This is a genomic window from Chryseobacterium gallinarum, assembly GCF_001021975.1.
GTDB lineage: Bacteria > Bacteroidota > Bacteroidia > Flavobacteriales > Weeksellaceae > Chryseobacterium > Chryseobacterium gallinarum.
In genome coordinates this window covers 4,573,339-4,597,600 of record NZ_CP009928.1, presented here as the reverse complement: position 1 = coordinate 4,597,600, position 24,262 = coordinate 4,573,339, and the positions used below count along the sequence as shown (strand labels likewise).

18 protein-coding genes are annotated in these 24,262 nt (G+C 37.6%); 10 read left to right on the top strand and 8 right to left on the bottom strand.

Annotated elements, in window-relative coordinates:
- The first annotated feature begins 238 nt into the window (after positions 1–238).
- A complete protein-coding gene (locus OK18_RS20590; protein WP_050020293.1) occupies positions 239–1,489 on the top strand; it encodes a hypothetical protein in 1,251 nt (416 codons plus the stop codon).
- Positions 1,490–1,619: 130 nt separating this feature from the next.
- Here OK18_RS20590 and OK18_RS20585 read toward each other — a convergent pair whose 3' ends face one another.
- The 5 genes from OK18_RS20585 to OK18_RS20565 form a co-directional block, all read right to left on the bottom strand.
- Positions 1,620–2,441: a class I SAM-dependent methyltransferase gene (locus tag OK18_RS20585; protein WP_053329237.1), complete on the bottom strand. Its 822-nt coding sequence runs from the start codon at positions 2,439–2,441 to the stop codon at positions 1,620–1,622.
- Between the two features lie 67 nt (positions 2,442–2,508).
- Positions 2,509–3,306 (bottom strand): helix-turn-helix domain-containing protein, encoded by a 798-nt coding sequence (locus tag OK18_RS20580; protein WP_082129244.1) that lies wholly within the window; start codon positions 3,304–3,306, stop codon positions 2,509–2,511.
- Between the two features lie 116 nt (positions 3,307–3,422).
- Entirely contained in the window at positions 3,423–3,893 is a 471-nt protein-coding gene (locus OK18_RS20575; RefSeq protein WP_053329235.1) for a hypothetical protein, read from the bottom strand.
- Positions 3,894–4,132: 239 nt separating this feature from the next.
- Positions 4,133–4,921 carry a PhzF family phenazine biosynthesis protein gene (locus tag OK18_RS20570; RefSeq protein WP_053329234.1) on the bottom strand — a complete coding sequence of 263 codons (789 nt, stop codon included), beginning with the start codon at positions 4,919–4,921 and terminating at the stop codon, positions 4,133–4,135.
- 22 nt (positions 4,922–4,943) lie between these two features.
- Positions 4,944–5,477, bottom strand: coding sequence for a hypothetical protein (locus tag OK18_RS20565; RefSeq protein WP_156173344.1), 534 nt, complete (start codon positions 5,475–5,477; stop codon positions 4,944–4,946).
- A 473-nt stretch (positions 5,478–5,950) separates the two neighbouring features.
- Here OK18_RS20565 and OK18_RS20560 point away from each other — a divergent pair, with 473 nt between their 5' ends.
- The 3 genes from OK18_RS20560 to OK18_RS20550 are packed head-to-tail and all read left to right on the top strand — an operon-like array spanning position 5,951 to position 8,635.
- Positions 5,951–6,856 carry a hypothetical protein gene (locus OK18_RS20560; protein ID WP_050020299.1) on the top strand — a complete coding sequence of 302 codons (906 nt, stop codon included), beginning with the start codon at positions 5,951–5,953 and terminating at the stop codon, positions 6,854–6,856.
- Positions 6,857–6,869: 13 nt separating this feature from the next.
- Positions 6,870–7,718 carry a complement C1q domain-containing protein gene (locus OK18_RS20555; protein ID WP_053329447.1) on the top strand — a complete coding sequence of 283 codons (849 nt, stop codon included), beginning with the start codon at positions 6,870–6,872 and terminating at the stop codon, positions 7,716–7,718.
- 11 nt (positions 7,719–7,729) lie between these two features.
- Positions 7,730–8,635: a hypothetical protein gene (locus OK18_RS20550; RefSeq protein ID WP_228377663.1), complete on the top strand. Its 906-nt coding sequence runs from the start codon at positions 7,730–7,732 to the stop codon at positions 8,633–8,635.
- A gap of 32 nt (positions 8,636–8,667) precedes the next feature.
- Here the strand turns inward: OK18_RS20550 and OK18_RS20545 are convergent, their stop codons facing one another.
- The 3 genes from OK18_RS20545 to OK18_RS20535 form a co-directional block, all read right to left on the bottom strand.
- Positions 8,668–8,880 carry a hypothetical protein gene (locus OK18_RS20545; RefSeq protein ID WP_053329231.1) on the bottom strand — a complete coding sequence of 71 codons (213 nt, stop codon included), beginning with the start codon at positions 8,878–8,880 and terminating at the stop codon, positions 8,668–8,670.
- Positions 8,881–9,390: 510 nt separating this feature from the next.
- On the bottom strand, positions 9,391–9,981 hold the full coding sequence (locus tag OK18_RS20540) for a dihydrofolate reductase family protein (protein WP_053329230.1): 591 nt from the start codon (positions 9,979–9,981) through the stop codon (positions 9,391–9,393).
- 438 nt (positions 9,982–10,419) lie between these two features.
- The gene (locus tag OK18_RS20535; RefSeq protein ID WP_053329229.1) at positions 10,420–11,637 is read right to left on the bottom strand and encodes a hypothetical protein; all 1,218 of its coding nucleotides are present in this window, start codon (positions 11,635–11,637) and stop codon (positions 10,420–10,422) included.
- A 665-nt stretch (positions 11,638–12,302) separates the two neighbouring features.
- On the opposite strand from OK18_RS20535, the gene OK18_RS20530 reads away from it, so the two are divergent.
- The 6 genes from OK18_RS20530 (at position 12,303) to OK18_RS20505 (ending at position 24,188) form a co-directional block, all read left to right on the top strand.
- Positions 12,303–14,807, top strand: a complete 2,505-nt coding sequence (locus OK18_RS20530) for a PIG-L family deacetylase (RefSeq protein ID WP_053329228.1) — start codon at positions 12,303–12,305, stop codon at positions 14,805–14,807.
- A 100-nt stretch (positions 14,808–14,907) separates the two neighbouring features.
- On the top strand, positions 14,908–16,599 hold the full coding sequence (locus tag OK18_RS20525) for a sodium:solute symporter (RefSeq protein ID WP_053329227.1): 1,692 nt from the start codon (positions 14,908–14,910) through the stop codon (positions 16,597–16,599).
- Between the two features lie 35 nt (positions 16,600–16,634).
- Complete coding sequence (locus OK18_RS20520) at positions 16,635–17,153, top strand: DUF2911 domain-containing protein (RefSeq protein ID WP_050020306.1); 519 nt, start codon at positions 16,635–16,637, stop codon at positions 17,151–17,153.
- An 884-nt stretch (positions 17,154–18,037) separates the two neighbouring features.
- Positions 18,038–19,360, top strand: a complete 1,323-nt coding sequence (locus OK18_RS20515; RefSeq protein ID WP_156173343.1) for a hypothetical protein — start codon at positions 18,038–18,040, stop codon at positions 19,358–19,360.
- Between the two features lie 678 nt (positions 19,361–20,038).
- Complete coding sequence (locus OK18_RS20510; RefSeq protein WP_050020308.1) at positions 20,039–20,635, top strand: Crp/Fnr family transcriptional regulator; 597 nt, start codon at positions 20,039–20,041, stop codon at positions 20,633–20,635.
- A 490-nt stretch (positions 20,636–21,125) separates the two neighbouring features.
- Positions 21,126–24,188 (top strand): non-ribosomal peptide synthetase, encoded by a 3,063-nt coding sequence (locus OK18_RS20505; RefSeq protein WP_053329225.1) that lies wholly within the window; start codon positions 21,126–21,128, stop codon positions 24,186–24,188.
- Positions 24,189–24,262: the final 74 nt, after the last annotated feature.

The following is a 24,262-nucleotide window of genomic DNA, read 5'->3' as shown; positions in this document are numbered from 1 at the left end:
CATGTTTAATTTTTTACCCTATGTTTCTAATTAAAATTTAAAAATATTTTATTTTAAACATTAAGATACTTGATCATTGCTCTTATTCCTTAATTCTGAAAGTAAAATAGTGCCGGAATCAGAAATTTAATACAGACTTAACACTGAAGTTACCCAAATAAAACCGGAATCCGGTAGTTTCGCAAGCAATTCACAATATTGGTAAGCCGTACCATATCTTATTAAATGTATAAAAACCATGATTAAAAAACAACTACCAGGATGGATACTTATGCTTGCAATGACAGGCATCGGATGTCAGAATAATCAATTGACTTCAGCCTCAATGGAAGAAGAATTACCGGCAAAGTCTACTACCAGCAAGGCCGCTGCATCAGAGGTAAGTGTCAATCCTTATGTAGACACCAGCGCTTATATCAATTCGGGTTTTAGCTTTTTAAATCCTTCGCAGGTCAATAAAAACCGTCAGGCCATTGGCGGAAATGCCTATACCGAAGTCTACGGTTTCAATATTCCGGAAGAAAACAGAGTGAGGGGAATCCGCTGGAACACCGATGACGAAACCACCTCCATCTGGCGGCCACAGGGAATTGCAGGATTTACCAAAGATGGCGTTCGCTACCTGCTGGTGAGCTGGTATGCAAAAGATGATGCAGAATATAAAGGTTCCCGCATTACCCTGATTGACATCAGCCCGAGTTCAAGCACCTATCTCACGTACCGGCATATCCTGCTGGTACAGCCTGATATTCCGGCAGGTACTACAACCTATACGCAATATAGCTCTTTCGCTCCCTTGAAAGTACACGCTGGTGGAATTGCTTATTTTAATGGGAAAATATATCTCAGCAGTACCAATCTGGGCGTCCGGATATTTGATCTGAATAAAATTATTGAAGTCAGTACAGGGGACACTACCAATGACAAATGTGGTAAAGATGCGAACGGTAATCTGTTTGCCTTCAATTACCGGTATGTATTGCCTCAGACAGGGTATCAGAAAATCAACAATGCCAGTCCTTTTTCTACCATACAGGTTAATGATGAAGGGACCCAGCTATGGACCGGGCAATACTATGCGGGCAGCGCTGATGCTTCCATTGTTCCTAAAGTCTTTGGTTTTCCTATTAACGCAAGTGGAACGATTCAAAATTCAGGAATTGTTACCATAGCGCCCAAAAACAGTCTTTTTGCGGATAATCATGCTCATGGCATCCAGGGTGTATTCCGGAAAGGCAACAGGACATGGCTTTCCTGTACCGGATCTCCAAGCAATTCCTATGGTTCCAATGCAAGGCTGGCAAGGTATACCGATGGAGCCGATGATACGGTACGTTACCGATGGCCTTATGGAGCAGAATCCCTCTACTATGAAGCTCAATATGGTTATCTGTGGAGCCTGACGGAATATGAACCCAATGCCGGAGCCCAGAATGGTAGCCAGGTCAACCGGTGCATATTTGCCGTTGATTTTTCAAAGTATGAGTAATTGCAGAAGAAGCAGCTTCTTGGGATTATAAGGAATTTATGTAGGGGGTGGTTTGGTTTGTCAGAATTGTTTTTAAAAAAACTCTCCGAAATCAGTGACTTCGGAGAGTAGTTAACTTTATTACCGGTTTCTATTTCACTGCAAGCTGCCAGGTTTCCTGTATTCTGCCTCTGCTTTTCAGAAGTTCCAGCTGCTTGGGTGTGCCTGTCTCGAGTAATTTAGGTAAGCTGCTGAGCTTTTCAAATTCCGGTTCATACTTTTCAATAATCCTGAATCCGTTATCATGAAAGAATTGCTCAGCCTGACCAAAAGATTCAAAATAATTTTCATGAACATTGTTCTTTTTGAAAAAGGTATTCCATTTTTTATCGCGATCGCTTCCCAGGGTATGGGTTTCGTGTTTCAGGTAAATATCTGCGGTTACCCATGTTCCTCCGTTCTTGTTCAATAGGGAATGGATATTTCTTAAAATACGGCGTTGGGATTCACGGTTAAAATACATCAGTAAGCCTTCATTAATGATCAGTACTTCACTGCTAACTGCCGGAAATGATTTTTCATCCAATGCATCCAGATCCAGAAACTGCAGATTGGAGGGCACGGTTTCCCCCATATTTTCCAGCATGCCGGTTTTTGCTGTGATGATGGAATTCAAATCAGTATCAAGATATGTTGTATTGATATTACGGTGTGCATATTCCAATCCTCTTAAGGAAAAACCCGCTGATAGTTCCAATACAGTAGAGGCAGAGGTTTTTTCGAGGAAATAGTCCAAAGAACGCGAGCGCATTTCAAAGTGAAGTACACTTGCCTGGAATCCGAAATCCTCCTTCAGTGCTGCCGGAGTATCAATATTGAAGTAATCTGCTATCTTTTTTGCATAAGGTATGGTGTCTGTTTCTGCTTTAAATGCCATGAGTGCTTTGGCGGTGTCTGTTACTTTTTCTAACATAATCATTGAATTTTTCTGCAAAGTAACGGCAACCGGATGCCGGAAAATAGGAAAAAACAGACCTCATTTATTTCCTGATAAACTGGTTTCCCAGTTTGTTGACCTTTTTCATGAACTGATGAGGTTTTGTAAGCAGAATCTTACGGAAGTTCATGATGAAATGAGACTCATCATAAAAAAAGTCATAAAGTTCACTTTTATTTTCCCGTTCCTCATTTCTGATATAGCGGTTGTAAATTTCATGAAACCTTATTATAGATACATATTCCTTTGGAGTAATGCCCACCTGTGCTTTGAAAAGCTTATTGAGATGACGTTGTGATCCCGGAATGTGTCCGAATAGCTCTTTAATGAGGACATTGCCATTACAGGCATTGATTTGGTTTATGATTTCTACCACGCGCTGATCCGGGGTATATCGTATCCTTTCAATGATCAGACCGGTAATTTCGGCTACTGCCTCATGCAGGTTTCCCGTGAAGGAGGCCAGGAGCTCTTTTCCGTCAAGATTCCTTTTAGATACGGATTGTACTTTATTGACAAGTAACGGGAGTTCCTTTCCTTCTATAGCATAATATCCGTATGGCTTGAAACTGATGCCTATTGAGTGAACAGGCTCAGTTCCTTTGAGTTCAATTTTTGAATTGTGCTGGCCCACCAAATGTAAATCATAGAGTGGATGGTGGTAGGAAGTGTTTTGAATAATATGCTCATACTGTCCCTGGTAATTCCAGATCAGTATCCAGCGTCCGGTGGGAATGACTGCTGCCTGTTCACAATAGTCCAGCCGATCCGGGCTCTCAAAAGACCAGATGGATTCCACATAGGGTTTCAGGGGATCCGGTATAGGATAATATTGCATCATTATCAATATGGGTGTTAAACCCGGATAGGCTTTATTCGAGACAAATTTAGGATAATCTGTCTTATTTGATATTATGACTCTTGAAGGGCGGCAGTTTTGAGAAGGCAGCTTTATAACTAACGGAGAAGAAACCAGATTGAAGCAGCAATTCCGGCATAAGCAGTAACCGTAATAATATCTGCTATGGGTTGTGAAAATCGTTTTTCTGCAATTTTCTCTCCATTGATCTGGTTTTTATGGAATTTCAGAATTTTTTTAGAATTATGAACCGGGTGTGCCACCAGGCTGTCGCTTTCCCACTTGTCAACTATTATTTTATAGCTCCTGCCTTCAACGTTAATTTTAACATTTTTATTAGGGGTCAGCTTCTCCTGGATGTTGACAGGAACAGGCATTTGCTGTGCGTTCAGGTTCTGGGATTCAGCTGTTGTACTTTTCATTGGCGCAGATACACTATTAACAGGAGCTGAACCATTTTTAGATTCTTGCTGATTGCCGGTTGTTGTATCCACCTGTTTTTTTACCTGGTAGGTATAGCAACTGGTAAGAGAAAATAATATAATGATGAGATAAAGATTCTTTCGCATTAGCCAAATTTAATAATTAAACGGAAAATTTAGTATTTTCTTTTGAAAGATACTGTTAAAAATAACCTCCCGCTGTCGAACAATTGTATTGTGGTCTTATTCAATCACTTTTCATACAGTTGTTTTTATAGTGTCTGATTTTATAATACAAAAACCACATGAAGGATTCATGTGGCCGCGAGATAGCCAATACAGCTATATCATTGGTTTGTTGTTTCTTTATTTTAATTTAAAAAAGTTTATTCTATCCATAGATGTCCTATAGAATAAGTCCTGGCTTTCCCTGCCACAATCACTCTCTCGTTTTTGTTTTCACAATAGAGTTCGCCACCTCTTTCTGATAGCTGGCGGGCAAAAAGTTTATTTTTCCCTAATCTTGATGACCAGAACGGAATAAGTGAGCAGTGTGCGGAGCCGGTGACAGGATCTTCAAGAATTGAGGACTGCGGCGTAAAATACCTTGAAACAAAATCACTGTCAGTGCCTGTTGCTGTTACCACAATACCACCCGGGTCCAGATTGATAAGATCAAAAATAGATCTTTCAAGCCTGATTTTTTTAATGTCTTCTTCAGACTCATATACCAGGACGTAATCCCTCGATTTGAAAACTTCCTTAGGTTGTATATTGAGGGATCTGGATATGATATCCGGAAGAGCTGATGCTTCAGGCATTCTCGATGGGAAATCCATGTAATAAAATCCATCTTTAACCTCAACGGTTAGTTCACCGCTTTTGGTTTCAAAAACGATTCTGCTGTTTTGATAATGTAAGATGGAAGCCAGGCAATGAGCCGTGGCAAGGGTAGCATGTCCGCATAGGTCCATTTCTATTTCCGGGGTAAACCATCTCAGGTGAACGCTATTGCCGGTATCAATAAAAAAAGCTGTTTCTGCCACAGCATTTTCACGGGCTATTTTTAAGAGAACCTCGTCTGGTAACCAGGTCTTCAATGGAACAACACAGGCTGAATTTCCCTGGAAAATATTTTCTGTAAAAGTATCTATTTGAAATAATTCTAACTTCATAATGAGAGTTTTTAGTATATATTTATTTTTCGGTTAGCTTTTGGGATGATTGCTTTTGTTTTTTAAACGCTGAAAAACCTTCTGAAGACTCACTTTTTTCTTTTGTTTTTGAAGAAAATAAAGGATGCTTATTCAATAATTTTAGGGTAGGTGATTCAAAGTCCCAGCCCATACTTTTTTCAAGAAAATAAAAAACAGCCCCATCATGGGTTGTAATTTCAATGAAATACGCTGGAAATTTGTTCAAAGCATGTCTTACGGGTATAAAGGCTACTTCTTTTATCTGTTCGGCAGGATAAGGGGTTTCATTAATGATGAGACCATTATCAGTTAGAAAAACATTGGCAAGAGAAAGGTTTTTTCTCAGTATCCAATAATCTGATGAACATACAAAAACCAGAAACAGCAAACATATAATACCTGTACAGGCCAAATAAAAAGGCTCTTTTTGTTCGGTAAAAAAATAAAGTGATATTGAAACTATTTGAATAAAGATAACAATGAATCCATACCTGAAAAAGAAGAATTCGAAATACCCTGGATTTAATTTTTTCATGAATAATAGTGTTGGGTTTGGCTGCATTGAGCTGGTGGAAAACGTATTCTAATCCATAAAAATACGAAAGTTTAGAGGAATATATATTCTGATATTTCTCAGGGATTTGTTTATAAATATAAAGTATGCTTACGGGAGTAATTCATTGAATAAGATCCATTATGGGTCTGTAGAGTTACATCTAATTTGTTTTCGAATTATATCTATAAGGTTAAGGCCTTATATATGAGGTATATATGATAATTTTGACCTTATTTAATATGAAAAAATAAAATTGATATATGAAGCTTAAAATGCATCGAAAAACTATTTTTTTATAATAGCTTGCCAGGCATTTTAAGTTCACCGAAAATATTATAATCCACGAATACCGGTTTTATTTGGGAAATTATTCCCGATTGAGACTGTATCATATTGCTGATTTAGTATTAAGGCCTTACTTACCATAATTCAAACCTTAAAAAAACAAACAAATGAAAGAAAAAATACGTTTTCTGATATTCTCCTGCGGAGTGTTTTATTCTTGTGTTAATCCATTATTCTCTCAAGTAGGGATTGGATTAAAAAATCCTCAAGGGGCTTTACATGTAGATGGTGCTAAAGACAATGCCGTTACGGGAACTCCAACAGCAGCACAGGCAGCCAATGATGTTATTATTAACAAAACAACAGGCTTTGTTGGTGTGGGAGTGTTTAATCCTCAGGTAAAAATGGATATGAGATCTGCAGGAACCGAAAATGCCTTAGGTCTCAGCACTACTACAATGAGTGCTGTAGATGCCGGTGCAGGAGCAGTGAGGTATGATGTTGCCAATATCCCTGTAGGGCCCAAAATTGAAGTTTCGGATGGAATGGTTTGGCATAAAGCTTATATAGCTCCTCAAAAAGCAGTAGTAGTAGCCCGTAAAATATCGACTCAATCCATAATACCAAATTCAGCTACCAATATCAACAATTGGAATGTGGTGCGGGACATGAGTAATAGCTTTGATGCTTCTTCAGGTATTTTTACCGCTCCCCGTGATGGTACCTATACCTTTCTATTAACATTTAACTTTAATGGAGCCGTAATTAATGACGGATCCAGAGTAGAATCACAATTTTACAATACTACAACCAACACAGTACTGGCATCTGTTTACAAAACTTTCGGACAATCTATGACCGGTACTGCCGATGATGCCAATTCTACCCGATCTACCCAGGCCGGAGGATCAAGTACCGTAACTCTTACTTTACTTGCAGGGACAAAAGTAGCAACCAGGCTTTGGCATAATCTTGTATCAAGTGGTTCTGTGGAACTCAGAGTGACTACTAACCCTGCAGACCCTACAAATCCTGATGATGGATTTAACAACTTAACCATTATAGAACATTAAAAAATAGATGATTATGAAATTGAAAATTCGTTTTGCATATCAGGTAATGACCTGTATTCTATTTTTTTCTTCGGTTAAGATATCAGCCCAGGTAGGCTTTTTTACCGATAAGCCTGTGAAATCATTGCAGATTGATGCTGCAAAGGATAATGGATCCACCCCTGATGCTTTAAAATTGTCTAATGATGTAGTGGTAGATTCAAACGGGAACCTTGGCGTAGGGATTTTAAACCCTGTAACCAAAGTAGATCTCCGTTCACCGGATAATAAAGGGCTTATTGGTTTAGGAACCGGTACACAAACGCCTGCTGAGGCTGGTGGCGGCGCAATACGCTATAATGTAAATGGCTTTTTAGAATATTCTGATGGTGAACAATGGATTGCTTTACCTCTTACAGCACCTACCAAAGCCCTTGTAAATGCCAATAAGAGTACTGTTCAGAGTATCGGTAGCGGTTCTACAGTTTATATATCAGACTGGACCGAAACTGTAGACCTGGGAACAACACCCAATGGAGATTTTAATTCTTCAACCGGTATATTTACGGCTCCTCGTGATGGTTTTTATCTGGTATCTTTCAATATCACTTTAGCGAATGGTACTATTCCAAAAAATACTTTTATAGAGACCGCAATAGAAAGCAATCGCAATACCGAGAATATTCAGACTTTTAAAACAGTCAATTCTTATCCTGCATTCCAAGCTGGGGCAGTCAGTAATTTTATAAGTGGTAACTGCAATGCGATCTTTAATCTTAAAGCAGGAAATACCATTAAGTTTAGTGTCAGGCACAATATAGGTTCTGCGAGAAATACCCTGAATGACGGGAAATTAAATAATCTCAGCATTAGTGAATTATAAAAAACACAATCATGATACAATATAATAAAATAAAGAGCCTGACAATTGTTTTTGTTCCTCTGCTTTTCTGGGTCCAGGCTAGTGCCCAAATTGGGATAGGAGTAGATAACCCGACAAATCCTGTTGAAGTAAAAACGGATGCCGGCAAAGTGATAGTTGATAAATCAGGTAAGATAGGAGTACTGGTTGCCAATCCGAAAGTTGCAATAGATTTACGAAGCGGAAACAATGGGGCGGTTGCAATAGGGAACACAGATAAAACAGCGGTACAGGCTGGTGCCGGTGCTTTACGTTATGTAGCAAGTCCTGCCATTGGGGTAAAAGGATATCTGGAGTTTTCTGATGGTACAAATTGGGTAAGTTTTTTCCCAAAAGGTAAACCCCGCATTGTTGTTATGGCAAATAAGGTAACCCAGGATACTTATGTGTTTGAAAGTGGAACTCCCTCAGAAATAGGAACCAAATCCGGAATTGTACAAAGAAGGTCCTCATATTTAACCAACTGGACTGAAAAACTGGATTCCGATTCTGGTGTCCCTACCGATAATTTCAATCCATCTACAGGGGAGTTTATTGCTCCCAGAACCGGGGTGTATTTTGCAACTTTTACTTTTGCATTACAATCAAGCCAGGTAAATACCGGGGGAAATAACCAGACGGAAGCCATATGGGAAGTAAGAAATCCAGCAGGAGTAATTACCCAAAGGATAAAAACCAACAACGGATATGCATCTGATACCGGGGCAAGCCCTAACGCTGTACCTGTAGGCTCAGCCTGTACTGTAAGCGTTTATCTGAATAAAGGAGATAAATTAAGACCATTCACCTGGATTACGGTAGCATTTGATGGGACGGTAAGTCAGTTTGATGTTTCAGGCAGCGGAGTATACAATTCATTAACCATTGTGGAGCAGTAGAAATCAATCTTACTTATTATACCATTTGAATATTATAAAATGCCGAATACGAAAATATCCGGCATTTTTTCGTGGGAAATTTCTTTAATAATAGAGAATTGTAGGTTGTTTTGCTTAAAAATCCCAACGAAAGCTGGAATTTTTTTGTTTTGATTTCCGCTTGTTGAGTAGTCAATAAGACTATTTCCTTTAAACTTGCTCCGAAGTCGGGAGACTTCGGAGAGCGGGGAAAATTCCAATTTCATGATTGAGAAAATTTTTCTGTAACAAAGATAATTTATTTCCTGGACAGACCTCGGTTTTAATTTTATTATTGTGAGCTGCTGTTCCGTTTCTCAAGGTAGAGGCCATTATCTGGCTTGTTTCCGATACAGAAATCTTGTTGATTTGCAAATAACTGATATTCTAATGGGTTTTAAAGATTGAATTGTATTTCCTGATTTGCCATAGTCCTGACCCTTTGAAAATAACGGCCTTCGTTGTTTACACCTCTTACTTCGGCATGAACGGGATAATAGTCAGCATTGAATAGATTATTAATGGAAAACAGGAAAGTGAATTTCTGATATTTGTATTTTGCAGATATACAAGGTTATATCCTGAAACGGATATTTTCCATAGTTATACGCTTCAGTGGGAAACACATCATTCTGAATGTGCCTTTATATAGTTTCAATATCAAACAGCTATTATTGTCAGAAACTGGTCCTAGATTTCATCTTCTTGTTCATTTTAAGAAAATTGATAACCGACTATCATATTGGCCTAAGAACCTCTTGCGGCTTATACGTAAGCAAAGCCACACCATTTGAAAATATCTTGTGGTCAGAAAGTGCCAAATGGAAAAGTTTAAAATCTTCAGGGAAGAGAGAATACCCTTTACCAATAGCTACAGGAACTACCACCAGTTGTATTTCATCGATGAGGTTTGCTTTTAGTAAGGATTGTGCCAAAGAAATACTACCCCACATGATCATGTTTTTTTCTTCTTTCTGTTTTAATGATGTGATATAGGTTATCGCATCTTCTGTAACTAACGAAATATTTCCATGATTTCCCCATTGTACTTCCTGTAATGAACCGGAAAAAACAATTTTTGGTGTCCGGTTCATTGCTTCTGCAATCTTGCTATCTTCCCCACCGGCATCCGGCCAGTAGTTGGTAAACATTTTATAGGTTTCTTTCCCAAGAAGAATAAGGTCAATACTTTCCATTAGTTTTTCCTGATGCGGAGTTATTTCATTGCCTATGTTATTATAGGTCCCATCAAAAAAGCCTGTTGTTTTCTCTCTGTCAGCACAGAAACCATCTGTGGATATAAATTCTTGTAGAATGAGCTTTTTCATATTCAATTTTTAAAACTGTTTTTTTTTAAAAGATCAATATCAATACATATTAAGTAGAAAATTAAAAAGACTTTCCGTCATTAAAGTTTTCCTATGACAAGAAATAGCATTTTAAGCAAAAAAATGGAGTTATATCTTATTGATGTAAAAAGTATAATGTACAGGTTTTAATCGGAATTACGATGATGCATACTTTCCAGATAAATAAAGACGTTAAGTGATTGGTGGATCTTTACATTTTTACATAATGGATACATTTAATCTTGTAAAAACAAATATGCGCAAATTGTCTTGAATTTGCGCATATTGTTCAACTTGCTCTAAATTCAGTAACTCCGGAGAGTAAGTGATGCGAATATCATTGATGATTTCACATCCATAAATGTATTGTCAACTTCGTAGATGATAAAAAATGCCCCTTTTTTTAGGGGCATTATATTATTGTGCTCTTACTTGCTCTATCTTTATGAATATTTTAGAAAGGTTGGGCTGGGCGCTGCCTGAAGTGGGTGCTCCTACCATAATGGTTGCGGTATAAGCGGTTTTTGAAGAAGGATTACTGTCTATCCAGGTATATCTTCTATGCTCAGGTCCACCACCGGATCCGTCTATAATCCCTATATTCCCCCAGTAAGCGTTTCCTATTGCCCCTGTGCCCTGAGGATACCAGGTAGCTGATGAATCTGCCATACCGCCCCATACTCCTGAAGTAATATTGTTTGTTGTTACAGCTGAACCGATATAACCACCATATTCCGTATTATAATTCCAATACAGATTAACGGTAGAACCTGTATTATTATACAATTGCACATTAGGAACTGCAGCGGTTGTACCACTTGTGGTGTCAAATATTACCCTGATCGAATACTTACCATCCGGAGTAGTAAGGGGTAAAGTATAAGCTTGCTTCCCGTTGGAATCGGTTGTTAGGGTAGGATATCCCATCACAGCGACAGGTGAGATGTCTGCACGGCTGGTATTTCCCACTGTAGCAGTACAGTTTTGTCCTGCTGTTAAGAAAGGAACTGCAGCACTAGTCAGGGGAAGGGCCATATCATTACCGGTGGTGGGAGTTCCGGTTACTGAAAATACCAATTCTCCATCACCAAACTCCAGTGTTCCGGGTCTTAGTTGGAAGGTTAATCCGTTCACTGTAAAAGGAGCGCCTGAATTATACGAGCCTCCGTTTCCCTGGCTGTAGGTCACTCTCAGGTTTCCGTTGAAAGGAGTACCGGGAGTATACGTAGAAGGATTTAAGTAAGCTGTAGTACATTGTAATGCGGAAATCGCCGGAGAAATGGCATTTGTTGCTTGTGTAAGTCTTTGCCATACTGCTCCGTCAAAATAATAATAGCCCATAGCAGTAACATTGATACGTTGTCCTGTAGCATCTCCGCCAGTAACGTCCGTAATATAAATTAATGCTCCTCTTTGATCGCTGCCATAAGTAGCCGTATTGGCTGTAAGCTCAGCTCTTGTAAGCCTCGGAGCCTGTAATCCGAATGTTTGTGTGTTATCCGTAATCAGCCCTGAAGTATCTCTTTTAGCAGATACATCCATCGTTGTTTTTGGTAAAGTTGTATTAAAACCTACTTGGGCACATGAGAATCCAGTAATAAGAACAGCACTGAATAGTGTAAATTTTGTTTTCATATTAAGATGTTATTTGGGTAAATCAAATATAACTTTTTTTATGAAAAAAATAAAAATAATTCCTTTATTGTTGAAAAAAATTAATTAATTAGTAATACATAATTAAAATGTGGAGATTTTGAATCGTTTTGTAATATGTTGAATTTCAAATTTTTATATTGTTTGAAACTAATTTATATAAATTCTATTTTTCTCTAAGATAAGATGATTTTTGTTCAATGTATAGATATTTGTACTCATTATTTATTCTAATATATTAAAGATATAACCGAATATATTATAGTCAGATATAAATGATTATAAGTAGAAATAATAAATTTATTGATAAACTCTAATTGTAAACCCCTTTGGGGCAAGAGAACTTGGCGGGATATTACTCAAAATTTTTTAATGTTACACTTTTAGTACACTTTAGAAAGTAGAAAGTTTAAGGTAAGACCGCAGCAATAAGTTCACATAAGCTGAAAATCTTTGATTTTCAAAAAAACTTTAGTGTACTTATTATGCGCAAAGTATATAACTTAAATAACTTAAGTGTTTAAAAAGCTTTGTGCCATTTTGGTTTAATAAAAAAGTTTAAAAAGTTTTTTGTAAAATTCACAGTCCAATTCTTTTAAGGTGGAAAGAAAAACGATTTACTTATATTTGCCGCAAAGCAAATTTAAATGTTTAAAAAAGTAAGCACTGTATTTATTCTTGGCTTTTATACGGTTTTCTGTTCGGCCCAGCAGGTCCGGCCTTCCAAATCATCTGAAATTTACCGCGAACTCAAAACCCTTAAACAGCTGCCTAAAGTTTTATACCTTGCAGCTCATCCCGATGATGAGAATACAGGATTGCTCTCCTGGTTAATCAACGATCAGAATGTAGAAACAGGCTATTTGTCTTTAACCAGAGGAGATGGTGGTCAGAATTTACTAGGCACAGAGCAAGGTGCAGCATTGGGGTTAATCAGAACGCATGAGCTTTTAGAGGCAAGAAAGTTAGATGGTGCCCAGCAGTTTTTTACCCGTGCGATTGATTTCGGGTTCTCTAAAAATACGACTGATACCTTTAAACAATGGGATGAAAATAGCATTACAGCGGACGTTGTCTGGGTTATCCGTCAATTCCGTCCTGATGTTATCATTTGCCGTTTTCCTCCTACGGCTGCGGCAGGTCATGGACAACATGCAGCTTCGGCTGTGGTAGCAGAAAAAGCTTTTAGGCTGGCAGGCGATAAAACCGCTTTTCCGGATCAACTGAAATATGTTAATGTATGGCAACCGAAACGTGTACTATGGAATACTTTCCGTTTTGGCGGAGTCAATACGACCGCTGAAAATCAACTGAAAGTTACCGTTGGACAATATGATGCGCAATTGGGAATGGGGTATGGCGAATTGGCAGGATTAAGCAGAAGCTTACATAAAAGCCAGGGTGCGGGAACACAGTCTGTAGCCGGTATCAGAACTGAATACTTTGCCCACGTTGCCGGCGAGCCTGCAAAAGCAACACTTTTTGACGGAATCATTAAAACCTGGACTTCACAAGGAAATGCTGATATTGATCAATCATTGGATAAAATTATTTCCGCTTTCAATTTCAATAATCCGGAGCTTAGCTTGCCTGCTTTACTTGCTTTGCGAAAAAAGGTTATGGTAATCCAGGATTCAGCCCTAAGAAAGGATAAAATTAAATCACTTGACCGTATCATTTTAAGCTGTGCCGGCTTTATGGGCGAGGTGGTTACCAGTCAACCTGAGGCGGTTGCCGGCGATCATTACCTTTTCAGGTTAAATCTGATTGCAAGAGCTGTAAATCCTGTTGTTTTAGAAAATGTAAAATGGCTCAGTCAATCAGAAAGCTTCAACAGAAAACTATCAAAAGATTCTTTAATTACCATTGAGCATGATATTCAGATTCCTGCAGATGCAGCACTTACCGAACCTTACTGGTTGTCCAAACCAGCTACGAATGCAGCAACTTTCTCTGTTCCGGATGATACTTTGATCGGTTTGCCTGAGGCAGAATCGCCGCTTAATATTTTACTTGATCTAAAAATCGGTTCGGAAAAATTTCAGGTTAAACTTCCTTTATCTTTTAAAAAATTAGACCCGGTGCGTGGTGATGTGGTCGAAGCCCTGCGCATTGTTCCTGCATTGGAACTGAAATTTACACAACCTCTTTATTTGGTCAAAGATAATGAAGATTTACATGTAAGTTTAAATGTTAAGGTTAATTCTAACAAACAGTTTACTAAAGGAGTTCTCAACCTGATGTATAACGGAGAACGGTTAGGCGGCACTGATGTAAGTTCTCTCAATGGAAAAGATACTACCATTGATTACATTATTCCAAAAGATAAGCTTGCCACAATACACTCATCCCGCCTGCCATTGGATGCCAGTTTTGTTGCAGATGGAGTCACGTATAATAAAAAACAGGTATTAATTCAGTACCCGCATTTACCCTCCTTACAATATTTTGCGCCTGCCACGGTAACGGTAATGAAGGGTGATATCCAGGCAAAAGTTAAAAAAGTAGGTTACATAGAAGGTGCGGGTGATTTCATTCCTGATTTTCTGCGCATTGCAGGTATTCAGGTAGATGTCCTGAAAGACGAAGATTTTTATGGAAACATAGATGAATCTGCTGGAAGTGGGAGTCAAAACAAGCTGTCACAATATGATGCTATCGTACTTGGTGTTCGAGCCAACAACACAGAGAAAAAGCTGGGTCGCTGGATACCTTTTTTATGGTCTTATGTGAAAGCCGGGGGCAATCTGGTGATGCAGTATAACACCAACCAGGATACAACCGTTAATCAATTGGGAATGTACAGTTTCAGTATTGCCAATAAGCGGGTTACCGAAGAAAATGCCGCGGTTAGGTTTTTAAATCCCAATCATAAATTACTGAACTTTCCGAATAAAATTACTGCGGATGACTTTAAAGGCTGGGTACAGGAGCGGGGTGCCTATTTCCCTTCTCAATGGGATGCAGCGTATGAACCGCTTTTTGAAATGCACGATACAGACGAAGAGCCACTGCAGGGATCCACTTTATATGCCCGATACGGGAAGGGTAATTTTATTTACACCCCATTGGCCTTTTTCAGACAGCTGCCTGCGGGAAATGTGGGGGCGGCACGTTTATTTTTTAACTTTTTATCTGCACAGAAAAACTGATGAACAAGCAACTTAAAAATTGGAATATCTGGTACGTACTATTAGCTGTTGCATTAGTATTGCAGATCGCATTTTATTATTGGTTTACTAAATTCTGGGCATGAGTAATATAGATTGGACAGTTCTTATTTTTACACTTGTTGTAGTGGTGGTTTACGGTGTATTCACCGGTCGTGGCCAGAAAAACAACGAATCCTACCTGAAAGCAGATAATAAAATGCCCTGGTACATTGTCCTTTTAGGTATTATGGCTACCCAGGCAAGTGCCATTACCTTTCTTTCAGCGCCGGGCCAGGCGTACACAGACGGCATGCGTTTCGTTCAGTATTACTTTGGTTTGCCTTTGGCAATGATTGTGATCTGTATCACTTTCATCCCGATTTTTCAACGCTTGAATGTTTATACCGCCTACGAATATTTGGAGAACCGTTTTGATAAGAAAACAAGGGTGCTCACTTCTCTACTTTTCCTTTTTTCCAGAGGCTTGTCAACGGGTATCAGTATTTACGCTCCGAGTATCATCTTGTCAAGCGTTTTAAACTGGAATATTTATGTAACCAATGTTTTAACAGGTGGGATCCTGTTGATTTATACCTATATTGGCGGTGCAAAAGCGATTGCTCATACCCAGAAGCTACAGTTTCTCATTATCCTGGGAACAATGGCATTTGCAGGATATCTGCTTATTCAGAATATGCCGGATGGAATTGGTTTTAATGATGCGCTGTATCTGGCAGGAAAATCCGGAAAGCTCAATGTCATCACCACAGAATTCGATTGGAAAGATAAATACAATATCTGGAGCGGGCTGATTGGCGGTTTTTTTCTGGCACTTTCTTACTTTGGTACGGACCAGAGCCAGGTAGGAAGGTATATTACTGCAAAGGATAATACCAATGCAAAAATGGGCTTGCTGCTGAACGGATTGGTTAAAATTCCGATGCAGTTTGCTATTCTCCTGATCGGTGGTTTGCTTTTCGCATTCTTTTCTCTGAAACCGGCCCCGATTTATTTTAACGAACGCTCTTATCAATATTTAAAAGAAACAAAACCTGAACAGGCTGCGGTTTTTGAAAAAGAACATCAGGATTTACAAATACAATTTAATGAAGAATCGAAGGAAATTCTAAAGTTGAAAGAAACCCATTCTCCCCAACTCCGAAAAGCAATTCAGGATTTTAAAAACACACAAAGCCAGGTAAAAGCACTTCACGGCAGGGTAGAGGAAGCGATCAATAATTCAAACTATAATGCGGAAAAGACGGATACGAATTACATTTTCCTGTATTTCGTAAAAAATACATTGCCTGCAGGGATGATCGGTTTGCTGTTTGCCGTCATCTTTCTGGCTAGCTGGGGTTCCATTTCGGCAGCGCTGAATTCCCTTGCCGCCTGCTCATTAAAAGATGTTCATTTGATATTCAGAAAAGAAACTCCTGATGATGCCACCGAATTGAAGTATAGCCGCCTGCATACTTTAGCCTGGGGGATTTTCTCAATCGGTGTAGCTATGTTTGCCACGCAAATGGGGTCCCTTATTGAAGCGGTTAATGTATTGGGTTCTCTTTTCTACGGCCCGATATTGGGGATTTTTCTGGTCGCATTTTACTATAAAAAAATCACCGGTTCCAATGTATTTATTGCTGCAATACTATCAGAAATTGCGGTTATTGCCGTTTATCAGTTCAATATCGTTTCTTTTCTTTGGCTTAATGTAATTGGGGCAGCAGCAGTCATTATATTTTCTGCAATAGGGTTGTTGTTTTATAAGCCGAAAGTAGTAAATTCGTAAACAAACAATCGCAAAAACAAACAAATAAAAATAATATGAAAACCATCATTAAATCTGCTGCTGTCCTTGTTGCGACAATGACAATCTCCTTGAATGCCTTTGCACAGGACACTAAAAAACCTGCCAGCCCTCCGGCTACTGCTACAGGAAAAATTAAAGATGCAACCATTACAATAAACTATAGCAGTCCTTCCGTTAAAGGACGTACCATCTGGGGTGGTTTAGAAGCTTACGATAAAGTCTGGCGTGCGGGTGCCAATGAAGCAACTACTTTCGAAACGGATAAGGATATTACCGTTCAGGGTAAAAAGCTGCCTAAAGGTAAATATAGCTTTTTCCTAATCCCCAAAGAAAGCGGAACCTGGACTGCAATTTTTAATAAAGAATCCAAACAATGGGGCGCTTATAAGTATGATCAAGCTAAAGATGCTTTACGCGTTGATGTAAAAACAAAAGCCTTACCGGCAACACAGGAAACTTTAGTTTATAAAATAAACAGTAATGGATTCACAATGGATTGGGATAAAATCTCAGTACCTGTAGAGATCAAATAAATTTAATAGAAGAAATTAAAATCCCGGAACTCCATTTTGGAATGCCCCCAAAAAGTATCTAACTTTTTGGGGGCATTTTTCATATATAGAAGAGAAAATTTTAGCGTTGCTTCCGAATTGGAATGCATTGAGCTTTGCAAAAGTTATCATAGAAATATCTTCTACAGAAGTTCTTTAATTAAATCTGAATGAAATACAATTCGTGGGCTATAGATTGATGGATATCTTTTATTTTCTACGTCTACAACTTGTCACGGCACTCATCATCCTTCTCTGACTGAGCTTCGGCCGGAGCAAAATTAACTATTCGGCTTTGTATGAATTAAAGCTATCTTCTGATATGGGCTTCAATCAATAAATTTGGACTAATAGTCTGTTAACTGCCTCTTTACTGCACTGCATTTACACGTTATTCAATTTTATATATCTGAAAATCAACGTGAAATAAAATGAAGTATAAATGCAGTGCGCATATTTTTTTGCAACATAAGTATGTTTGTGATTCAATTTCCTTTAAAATCAATTCAACTAGGAATATTTTAAACCAAATTGACAAATGAAAATTAGCTACATGAAAGTTTGTTTTATCATGAGAAAAATAATTCCGCTGCCGGGTAATACTTGTCTTTATGCTCTTATGTTTAAAAGAGGTAAGGTGGAATACGGAATATGCAACAGGACAGATGACCGGAACATCATTAAATTATACCCGAACTTACTGCATCAGCCCCTCAATTTATTTCAATAGTAGCAGTTCCCAATGGTTCTATTACACACTTGGTGAATAAAGGTATAATTCATAACACTTATGGATTATACCTATTTTAACCGATAAACCAACACTAATAAACACATTTTATATTTTTTAACTAAAACATTTAATTATGAAGAATTTTTTATTAACCACAGCTTTATTCTTTTCGTCAATGGCTTTTTCCCAAGTAGGAATAAATACGGCATCACCAAAATCTACATTGGATGTGAGCGCAAAAAGAAATGCATCAGGAATTGCAGACAATACGCAGGTATATGGCTTAATACCGCCTCGCGTTACCAGGGCAGAGCTAACGGATAATACAGCCGTTTATAATGCAGATCAGACGGGGGCTATGATTTATATCAGTGATGTATCGGGAGGAGATACCAACCCACCTAGAAGCAATGTCAATACTGTAGGTTACTATTATTTTGACGGTACACTCTGGCAGAAAATATCAGTACCGTATACAGCAACCAATGGTGTAACGATGTCTGGTAATAATTTGAAATTGGGAGGAAGCCTTACGGAACCAACCAATATATCAGGTCTAACCGGTGTGAATAAACTTGCGATCACAGGAACCGGAATTGATGCTATTAATTTTGACAACAATACTTTAAGCATTGATGCATCTAATGACAGAGTTGGGATTGGAACTAATAATCCTACTGAAAAATTAGATGTTGCAGGTAACATTTCACTTAACACTAATCCGTCCGGTACAGCTTCGTCATTAAAGTTTTATGAAGATGCGGCAAACGGAGCTAATTCCATATCAATACAATCGCCTGCTAATCTTCCTGCGAATAGGACTCTGATTCTTCCTTCAAATGCACCGGCTAACGGATATGTCCTTACAACCAATGCTTCTGGGGTAACCCAATGGGGAGCAATGAACCCGGCCTCTGCAACCTTAGCCTCCATATCCCTAACGAATGAAGCATTAGGCTCTACTAACATCACAAATGGTGGAGTTGATGGCGGAAGTGTAAACCAGAGGTTTTTCCAAAAATTTGATACCACAGTCACCGACCCAAATGGCCGCTTTAATCTGAGTAACGGAACATACACAGTTGCACAGTCAGGTATTTATTTAATTTCTGCTTACATCATGCCCAATTCTACCCCAGCCAGAAATCTCACAGGCTTTTTCTATCCTGTAAACCTTGAAATAAGAAAGAACGCAGGTGGAAATCCTTCTGGGGGAACTATTATTATGGATAATGCTACAATAAGATGGGCAACACCTCAGCAACCAGCATTACGTTATTCTGTGGTTGTTACCGGAATGGTTTCCTTAAATGCAGGAGATACCCTTAATGCTGTAGTTTACCTTACCGGAACGAATGCTGCCGCCAGCGCAAGTAGTGGAATTTCATATCCTACTAGTTTTAACTATGCAAACTTTGCTGAATTTAAAGCATTGTTTAGTGTTACAGCATTATAGGAAAAAGCTTATAATCTTGTAAAATATATTTCATTAGGATTCATTATAGGACTGCTGACGTCAGTCATTACTAAGCTTCCATTTTGTAATCATTTATTTTACAATATGACACGGTAGATCATAGCTGATGTATATTTAAAGGTTTAACTAATAAATAACTATGGAAAAATAATTTGCACACCATATCAAGTTTATGTGGTTTAAATTCTTAAAATTAAATTGTAAAAGGTTTCATTTTAAAGAAAAGTACTTAGTGAAAATGAATTTTATAATTCTTGTTTAATTTGGCTTAAAAGAATAATCATAGACAAAGGTGCCTGTATAGCTCTCGTCAAGATCACAAATTTGCCAAATGGCGTCAACTAAAGACAGTTGGTGCCATTTATTTTATTTATTTTATTTTTGAGAAAGTGATTAAAAATATTGACTTTCTGTAACGGTAAATAGATCTTCAATTCCTTACTTGCTATCATTCATAAAATGTCTCAATGTTTTATTCCGGATTCGCTTTATTCTACAGATAAATAAAAATCATTGAAAGTTCGGAACAATCTGCCAAGATGAATTGCAGAGCCTTCTTTTTCATCACAAAAGACTTTTGTTTACTGGTTTTATGTTATCTTTAGAAAAGAATTGTGCCACATCTTGTTAAAAACTTTAATTCAAAAACTCAATATTATGATTATTGATCAAAATCTTTTGCAATTATACGGTGCAGAAACAACACAATTTAAACCCCATGAAACAATATTCCAAGAGGGGGAGATTCCGAAACGTTATTATCAAATAGTAAAAGGAAGAGTTAAATTAAATCACTATGACGAAGACGGGAAAGAGATTATTCAAAGTATTTTGTTTTCAGGACAGAGTGTTTGTGAATTACTTCTTTTCATAACCGAAAAATATCCTGTAAATGCAATAACATTAACTTCTTGTGAAATCATTACCATCACTAAAGTAAACTTTTTTAAATTACTTAATGACCATCCCAATGTTTCTCTTGACATCAACAAATTTATATCTGAAAGATTGTATCAAAAATTTGTTATGATGCAGCATAATTTATCATTGAGACCGGAGGTGAGGCTTTTGGGTATTCTTGATTACTTTAAAAGCTACAGTAATAACAAAGAAAAATACTCATTTGAGCTTTATTTAACGAGAAAACAGATGGCATCCATAACAGGTTTACGAATTGAAACTGTGATTAGAACTATTAAGAAAATGGAAAGCGATCATATATTGAAATTGATTAACAGTAAAATATTCTATTAAATACTATCTATGATTCCTATTGGACAGAGTAACCTTTCGAAGAAATAATTTATATACTATGAAATTCTAATTTTTTATCTATTTATATCATAAAGTGAGTTCGGCCATGTTGCTCTATTTTAATTTACCGGCAATTATGGAATTAGCTCAATTAGTACTCTAATATCGGATAAGATTAATTAACTTATTTAGATTATAAAGATTAAAATAAGTGTATCAGTTTTGTTGTTAGAGTGTTTTCTATTTTGCAATAAATTAAATTTATGATTAAGAAAATATAAAATATAATATAGTATGATTTAAAGCATATCATTTAAATCGTACTTACAATATATTTGCTGTATATTAATTATAGATAAGTGATACTGTCTCTTAACAATCCACTTTACGATTCTTCTACCGTCCTAATTTAGGACGAAAGATGATAGTATGTCTAAACTCCCATTGATAAAATATCCAAAAATATTTTTAGTAACCAAAAACTTAAAAAATGAAACATCAAATCAATCAAGAAAATCTTACTACTGATTTTCTCATTCAGAACAATCAGCTTAAAAATGTAATTTCAATTTTTAAAGCTGTAAGCAAATCTATTCCTGACAAAACGGCTATAATATCTGAGACCGAAAGTATTTCTTACGGTGAGTTGGACAGACGCTCTGACCTTTTAGCCTCTTACTTGCATACTCTGGAACTGAAGGCAGGAACTTCTGTAGCTGTATGCATGCCACAATCTGTAGACCGGATTATATCCTTTTTGGCCGTACTTAAAATAGGTGCAGCATATATTCCTCTTGATGGACAGCTGCCCGAAAACAGAATGAAAATGATGCTTGATGATTCTCATACAGAGCTGATTATCACAGGTAGTACTTATATCGATAAGTTTGCCGGAATGGATCTTAAGCTCCTCACTATGGGCAACCATGTGTATGAGACTTCGGAGGACAATAAGCAGATCATACAACCTGATGAGATAGATCCTATGCAGACGGCATATATTATCTATACTTCAGGCAGCACCGGAGTGCCAAAAGGTGTTGAAATCCATCATGAAGCATTTTATACTTTTGTGCATTCGTTTACAAAGCTGTGGGGATTCTCAGCGAAAGACAGAACACTTCAGTTTAGTTCAACCGGATTTGATGTTTCAATCATCGATATCTGGATTCCTTTATTTAGCGGAGCCACTATATTTTTATATCCGGATAACAAAATAGTAGGAAAACCATTATTGGATTTTATTGTTGATCATAATATTGATGTTGTACCTTATCTTCCTCCGGCTGTATTGAGTACTCTTCCGACAGATACTCCTATTGGCTGCCTTCATACATTATCAATAGCCGGAGAAGTTCCTTCTGAACAGACCGTAAAAAACTGGTGTAATCGTGTACGTCTTATTAATGTATATGGACCAACAGAAACAACAGTAAGTGTTGTGAGCCATCAGTTTAAAGATGATGATACAAATCCCCATATAATTGGCAAGCCGTTGGAAAGCGCAGATATACATATACTTAATAAAGATCTTGAGTATGTAAATAGTGGGATCACAGGTGAAATTTATATTGGTGGTAAGCAAGTGGCTAAAGGGTATATAAATAAACCTAATGAGACGGCAGAAGTCTTTATTGAAGCTCCGGAATGGATGAAATCAAAATATGGATCTGATTATCGGCTTTACAAATCCGGAGACCGCGGATTTTGGAGGCAGGACGGTAATATAGAGTTTGTCGGAAGGCTTGACGATCAGGTGAAACTAAGAGGATTTAGAATTGAATTAAAAGAAATTGAGCATCATATATCACAGCTGGCGCAAGTTGCCAATGTAGCTGTAAAAGTTCATCGTCCACAGACGGGATTACCCATACTTATAGCATTTTTAGAATTGTATGATAATGACAAAGAACGGATTTCACTGGAAGATATCCGTGTGAGGTTAAAACAAAGTTTACCTACGTATATGCTTCCTGAAAAAATTATCTTATATGATAAGCTTCCTTTGACATTGACAGGAAAAATTGACAAAAGCAAGCTGCATATCCCATTACAGAAGACGGAAAGAAAAGCAAAAGCAAAAGTTGAGGCACGGGATCTTAAACAAGAATTGACTGAAATATGGTTGGATTTGCTGAATCTTGAGCATATAGATGAAAATGATAACTTTTTTGATCTTGGAGGACATTCTTTAATGTTAGCTCAGCTGCATGAGCGTTTGCCTTTAAACATTCAGAAAAAAGTTTCGCTTCCAGAATTATATCGTTATCCTACAATCAGTCTTTTTGTAAGAGAGGCAGAAAACAGATTGTCTCAAAATGAAGCCAGCCAGCAGCAAAAAGCCCGACTTGTAGAGCAGCAGCTATTAAAAGATGCAGAGCTACCCTTCGATTTTGAAATAACGGTACAGCCTGATCCACAGATTTTAGCTAACCCTTCTCATATTTTTCTTACAGGAGTTACAGGTTTTGTTGGTTCACACTTATTGGAAGAGCTTATTCCAAAAAACCCTGAAGCCCTGATCTATTGTCTTGTGCGTGCTGAAAATGAAGAGTTAGCTTTAGAACGGATTAAAAGTACATTCTTAAAATTCAAATTGGTTTGGAAGATTGAATACGAAAATAGAATAAAGATTATTTTAGGAGATCTGACCGAGCCTAAATTGGGCCTTGATGAAAGTACATATGAAAAACTTCTCAAAGACATTGAGGTTATTTATCATATGGCAAGCGATGTAAGTTACGTAAAACCATATGAATATATTAAAAAGCCTAATGTTGATGGTATGGCTAATATACTTCATCTTGCTGTTAACGAAAAAACTAAATTTTTGATCATTTCTTCTTCAATGGGTGTGTATAGCTGGGGAAGGAGCTTTACAGGGAAAACCTGGATGACAGAAGATGAACCTATAGAGCAGAATCTGCCTGCAGTTTGCCGCGATATGGGGTATATCCGAAGTAAATGGGTAATGGAAAGTATGGCCTCAAAAGCGCGTGAAAAAGGGCTGCCTCTGATCAATTTCCGTTTAGGTTTTGTTGTATGTCATGGAAAAACTGGTGCAACACCTTTAAATCAATGGTGGAGTTCTCTGATGCGTTCATGTATTGAACTGAAAGCATTTCCATTGGTAATGGGGCTGAAAGACGAAGTAGTAACAGTTGATTATGTTTGTAAAGCGATGGTGCATATCAGCCGGAAACCAGAAGCTGTAGGATTAAATTTCAATCTGAACCCGCTGCCGGAGCATGATTTATCTCTTACTGATTTCTGCGTCCGGATAAGTGATTATTGTGGATTGGAAATGCGAGGTTTGGATTTCCAGAATTGGTTTGAGCAATGGAGGAGAAATCAAGAGCTGCCAATCTACTCTTTGCTTTATTTGTTTACCGATGATGTACATGAAGGCAAGTCCCTCGTTGAGGCATATGAAAATACCTATTATTTTAAAAGCAGCAATACAGAATACTTTTTAAAAGACACAGATATCAGGCCTGCGGTTTTTAATAAAAATGTGATTGAAGCTTATCTCAGGTTTATGAAAATGATTTAATGTTTTCAAAAAAGATGGCTATTACATATTTTCTGTAATAGCCGCCTTTTCAATAGTAATAAATGTAAAAATAA